The sequence below is a fragment of the Sporomusa acidovorans genome (assembly GCF_900101845.1).
GTDB classification, from domain to species: domain Bacteria; phylum Bacillota; class Negativicutes; order Sporomusales; family Sporomusaceae; genus Sporomusa; species Sporomusa acidovorans.
In genome coordinates, this window is the sequence record NZ_FNAM01000104.1 from 1 (window position 1) to 4205 (window position 4205).

A 4205-nucleotide genomic window follows, 5' to 3' on the forward strand; every position below is an offset into this window, starting at 1 on the left:
ACAGACGTAAAAAGCGGCAAAAAAGCAGAGGCAGAAATTCGCTTGTATATTACGAGTATGAAAGGCACTATCGAAGAAATTGCCCAAGCTTCCCGGTCGCACTGGGGAATTGAAAATAATTTACACTGGGTGTTGGACGTTGGGTTTCGAGAAGATCAGTGGCAGACGCGAATGAATATCGAGGCGGCAAATTTATCACAATTGAGGAGACTGTCGGCAAATTTGTTGAAGTTAGAATCTGATTATAATGCCTCTATTCAGCGCAAGCGCTATCGTTGCTCGCTAGACCCTGACTATATGGAGAAAGTCCTTTTTAATCCCTGCCTTTTTTCATGAACATGCCCTGTTTCAAAAATATTATAAAATAAGCCGGTGGGGTGATTAAGAATCATTCCACCGGCTCATTTTTAAACCTTCCTGCCTCGTTCAAGTAAAGCAGCCTTTTTGTCCTACTAGAGAAGGGCAATCGCTAGTATATTGTCACCAATTTCATTATTTCCGGCAACATTGGACCATTTCTTCATCGCTAAAACCAATTCTTTATAAACTTCAAAAATGGATTGTTGTCATTGCAGCTTCCAGCCAGTCTTTCTCACCTTGCAGATCGTCTTTGGCACTTACTTTATTGGCATATATGGCAATATTCTTTGGCTTTTCAATAGAATTCATATGTGTGTATGAGCCCCGGCGAGAGTTTGCATTGCTACCATTTGCATCACTGGGTATTGTAGCCATTGCCGTTTCCAGCCAATCTTTTTCACCTTGCGGACCATCTTTGACGGTTATAGCGACGTCGGAAATATGATCGCGGGTTCCCCTTCCTCGCAGGTCATGTTTACTTGCAATTTCGTGTTTACGGCTAAATTCATTAATTTGGCCACACCTAACGTTATTTTTAAACTTTTTTGATTTAGATAAGTTCCCTGCGTGAAAGTACCGTGTACCCTTTCCAGCAAGACTGCAATAAGTTCTAGGTAATTTGTCAACGGTACCGTTAGTTGTTTTCAACCATTCATGCCGTTGTTGGTTAATAGTTTGAACCCCTTGTTTTATTTCCCTCATATAATATCATCTTCCTTATAATCATACATCGTAGACAGTATTGTTTAACTACACCAGTACTTTAAATTATTGCCAAACTTGAATAAAATTACACTTTATAACTAAAAAAATATTCATCTTATTTCCGTAACAAATCGCCACATCTGCTGACGATCATTTTCCTTCCGTCTAATGGTCGAAGCAAGAATCCGTTTTCCATCAGACCTATTTTTGATACGCTCCCAGCCAATAAGCGAAACTTTAGCCTTATAGCTTTCATAAAGTTCCAATTCCTCGGCTGAAATACCCAATTCTTTCGTAATTTTTACACCGGAATGTATTTCAGATTCTTGAATAATTCCAACATCACTTTTCATATAACTCCCCCTAAAAATGCATTATGGGATGTTATTATTAAGCATTATAATTATCTTTAGTTTAGCCTATTTTCAATAACATTTGCATAAAAATTATAATATGGGTGTTACAAAATAATTACAATTAAGTTATATGCGGGCATTGCATGACTTTGTTACCGGCGCACCCGTAAGTTTTTACACCAATTTTTTCATTCAATCTTTCTCCTATAAACAAAAAAGTGTTTCATTAAGCTGAAATTATTCCAGCTTATACGAAATACTTTTTTTCTATCCAAAATGAGGCAACTTATTGAATTTTTGAAATCGGTGGCCGTTGTCCCCAAACCCGCCTTTAGCGTAACAATCGCAGACCATTAATAATGACCAGCAACGTGCTTCCTTCATGTCCAATCACACCGAAAGGCAGATTGACATGATCCAGAAAGGTGCCGATTACTAATAGCAGCACAACACTCATCGCAAAAATTATATTTTGCTTCATTACTTTTTGGGTACGCCGCCCCAATTCAATGGCATCAGCAACCTTCTCAATATCGTCGGCCATAAGCACCACATTGGCTGTTTCGAGCGCAACATCCGTGCCCGCCGCCCCCATGGCAATACCCACGCTGGCAGTTGCCAGCGCCGGAGCATCATTCACCCCGTCGCCCACCATCGCGACCTTGCCGTGAGTGACGGTAAGTTTTTTAACCATCTCCACTTTTTGTTCGGGAAACAGGCCGGCATATATCCAGTCCACGTCAACTTGCCGACCGATAGCCTGCCCTGTGGCATCCTTGTCACCTGTCAGCATAGCCACGCCAATTCTCATACGGCGTAGCGCCCGTATAGCATTGCGTGCTTGCGGCCGCAAGGTATCCTGAATGGCCAGCAGCCCCAGCAACTGCTTTTGCGCTTGCACATAGATAACGGTTTTACCTTGTTTTTCAAGCTGCTTTACCGCCTGCTGCTGATCAGCCGATAAGGTATTATTTTGCAAACAATCCAAGTTGCCAATGCGGAACACTTCCCGGTCGACCATCCCATGCACCCCTACCCCCGGTATGGCTTGCAACTCGGCCGCTTGCGGCATTTCCAGCCCTCTTTCCTTAGCAGCCTGTACAATGGCTTGGGCAATCGGATGCTCCGATAATGTTTCCACTGCCGCAGTAAGCCGCAACAATTCATCCTCACTTTGGGACAAAAATGAGACGATGTCCGTCACCTTCGGTTTTCCCTCTGTCAGCGTGCCCGTCTTATCAAAAGCAACCAGCTTAACATTTCCGATATTTTCCAGATGGACGCCACCCTTAAATAAAATTCCTTTGCGGGCGCCATTGGAAATACCGGACAGGATAGCCGGCATGATCGAAGAAACCAGAGCGCAGGGTGATGCCACCACTAGAAAAATCATCGCCCGGTATATCGTCTTATCCCAGGGCCAGCCGTAAACGTAAGGAGGAATTATCATCAGCAGCAGTGCGACAGCAACAACAACTCTGACGTACGCCCTCTCAAACTTTTCTACAAACAACTGGCTTGGCGGCATTTCACTCTGGGCTTCCTGAACCAAACGAATAATTCTGGCCAGCAGCGTTGCTTCCGCCGACTTTGTCACAGATATGGTTAAAGCGCCCTGTCCGTTGATAGTCCCGGCAAATACCTCGTCGCCGCAGGCTTTATCCACCGGGATAGATTCACCGGTAATCGAAGCCTGATCAACAGCCGAATAGCCCTGCTCAATCACCCCATCTGCCGGAATTCGTTCTCCCGGTTTAACCAGCACAAAGTCACCCGGCTGCAATTCCTCCACCCTAATCCTCGTCGCGGTGTTACCTCGTAATACCTGTGCCGTTTCGGGGCGCAGTTTCATAATCGACCGAATATCCTTATTGGTTTTCACCAGTGTATAGCCTTCTAACGCACCACTCAACGCAAAAATCAAAATTAAAATTGCCCCGTCCTGCCAATAACCGATACTGGCTGCGCCAATAGCAGCCACAATCATAAGAAAGTCAACATCCAGATCGCGCTCCTTTATCAGAGTCTGCAACCCTTCCCATGCTTTGCGGTAACCACCGATTACATAGGCAGCCGTGTACAGGTAAATTTCCCACATCATCCAACCTTTCGTACCTAAATACCATGCCAACAAGGCAAGCATCGCACTTATGACTGTCGTCAGCGCCGCACCGTGCCTTTCCCAAATAGTATTCATCGTTTTCTCGACCTGCATAGCAGCCAATACCTCACCATTCATTCCTTCACACTCCCCTATTCCCATCAAAATTTCATAATATTATCTTTTCTAACAGCTTTACGAACTGCTTACTTTCTTCTTTAGCCAAGGCCGTCCGCATCCGTTCGTTAATTTGCTTCGCGCGAGCCATGCTATCTGTCTATGTATTGAAAGTCGCAGTTTCCTTACACTTCAATATGTAAAACACCGGAGCGAATTACTGAACCCGCCCATGACACAAACCCATAAAAATAAACAATTCATCTATCAACTGGTTAATTGTTGGTATTTGTTGTTTCTACTTATTTTGATTTTATAAATATTCTAATATTATATTGTTTGAATTTCAAACTTATTGTAGTCTATAACTCTGATACATGTCAATACCAGAATAAAAAATTAATTTAGTCTAACACTTTTCTTCCTATCCATCCCCTCAACTTGCAGGATGGGTTGCAAATTTTAACATCTATGATTCTACTGCGAAAACTCCCCCTGCACAGGGGTATCAGTTACCGAGAAAAAATGACCTAAAGCCCTTATGAAATAAGGTTTTGTAGGTATTG

4 protein-coding genes are annotated in these 4205 nt (G+C 43.3%); 1 reads left to right on the forward strand and 3 read right to left on the reverse strand.

Features of this window, described 5'->3' with window-relative positions; translation table 11 throughout:
- Positions 1 to 336, forward strand: a 336-nt coding sequence (locus BLR65_RS28570; RefSeq protein WP_143122705.1) for an ISAs1 family transposase, incomplete at its 5' end; no start/stop codon positions are given.
- A 213-nt stretch (positions 337 to 549) separates the two neighbouring features.
- Here BLR65_RS28570 and BLR65_RS28575 read toward each other — a convergent pair.
- The 3 genes from BLR65_RS28575 to BLR65_RS28585 form a co-directional block, all read right to left on the reverse strand.
- Complete coding sequence (locus BLR65_RS28575) at positions 550 to 1062, reverse strand: hypothetical protein (protein ID WP_093798207.1); 513 nt, start codon at positions 1060 to 1062, stop codon at positions 550 to 552.
- A gap of 113 nt (positions 1063 to 1175) precedes the next feature.
- Positions 1176 to 1418 carry a formate--tetrahydrofolate ligase gene (locus BLR65_RS28580; protein WP_093798209.1) on the reverse strand — a complete coding sequence of 81 codons (243 nt, stop codon included), beginning with the start codon at positions 1416 to 1418 and terminating at the stop codon, positions 1176 to 1178.
- A gap of 334 nt (positions 1419 to 1752) precedes the next feature.
- Positions 1753 to 3660, reverse strand: a complete 1908-nt coding sequence (locus tag BLR65_RS28585) for a heavy metal translocating P-type ATPase (protein ID WP_211285267.1) — start codon at positions 3658 to 3660, stop codon at positions 1753 to 1755.
- Positions 3661 to 4205 lie beyond the last annotated feature (545 nt).

Excerpts from the sequence above, each read along its gene's own strand:
- BLR65_RS28575 (WP_093798207.1), bottom strand. The coding sequence starts at position 1,062 with ATGAGGGAAATAAAACAAGGGGTTCAAACTATTAACCAACAACGGCAT.
- BLR65_RS28580 (WP_093798209.1), bottom strand. The coding sequence starts at position 1,418 with ATGAAAAGTGATGTTGGAATTATTCAAGAATCTGAAATACATTCCGGT.
- BLR65_RS28585 (WP_211285267.1), bottom strand. The coding sequence starts at position 3,660 with ATGAATGGTGAGGTATTGGCTGCTATGCAGGTCGAGAAAACGATGAAT.